Source organism: Staphylococcus sp. HMSC056G08, assembly GCF_001812305.1.
GTDB lineage: Bacteria > Bacillota > Bacilli > Staphylococcales > Staphylococcaceae > Staphylococcus > Staphylococcus simulans.
On record NZ_KV808470.1, the window covers coordinates 1 to 850 of the forward strand.

Here is an 850-nt window from a genome sequence, read left to right on the forward strand (position 1 = left end):
AAAAAAAGCCGACGCAGTGCGCCGACTTATTTGAAAAAGATGTTTGCAACTAAAGAAATGAGTGGTACTAATACAACGCCTGCAAAACCTAACCAGTAGCCAATCACTTCTCTGTTTCCTTTTGCTTCTGCTTCTACAATACCTTGCAAACTTTTAATTTCTTTTTCGTGATTTTTTGTTTCGTATTCTAAATCAGTAACTCTAGTCCCAACTGTTGATAATGATTCGCTCATTTTTTCTAAATGTTTTTCTGATCTAGCTTGTGATTCAAATGCTTTTTCTTGCAGCAGTGTCTGTATATCTATCTTATTTAGTAAACTGTTAAACTTGTCTGTGTGCTTTGCATCCACTTCATTTATTCGCTCGTGTATCTTTCCTCTCGACTTTTCCCACTCATGTCTTAGAACATATTTATTTTCGTCCATAAATACCTAAACCACCTAAGAAACCAACAAATCCAAGCCACGCTGTCATAGTGATTAATTGAGCTGGTGTAAGCCAATTAAGAGCGTTGTATACACCTGCTGATGCTAGTAAGAAGTGTATGATTGAACTTCCCACACCACCTATTAACATAAAATAGTTCGAAATATTATTCACAGACCGTTTACCAAAGAATAAACTTGATAAAATTAGACAAGTACCAAATATAAGCAGTAGTAACCCCCAAATCCATATAGGCATAACTTCATTTAATGCATGATAAAAAGCACTTTCATTAACTACATTTTCTGGACTTGTAAGCCAGTAGCAACCACGTATATCTACAAAAACACCTAAACCAAATAATGATAAAGTTGCCAATTTATCGTGTATTGTAAAATTTTTGCTCATGTGTTCACCTACTTCC

At 34.8% G+C, this 850-nt stretch carries 2 protein-coding genes; both read right to left on the reverse strand.

The window, feature by feature from the left end:
- Positions 1-26: 26 nt before the first annotated feature.
- Positions 27-425 (reverse strand): hypothetical protein, encoded by a 399-nt coding sequence (locus HMPREF2846_RS06855; RefSeq protein WP_070626271.1) that lies wholly within the window; start codon positions 423-425, stop codon positions 27-29.
- Positions 412-850 (reverse strand): hypothetical protein (locus HMPREF2846_RS06860; RefSeq protein WP_256274465.1); only part of this gene is annotated, 439 nt, incomplete at its 5' end. The genes HMPREF2846_RS06860 and HMPREF2846_RS06855, both read right to left, overlap by 14 nt.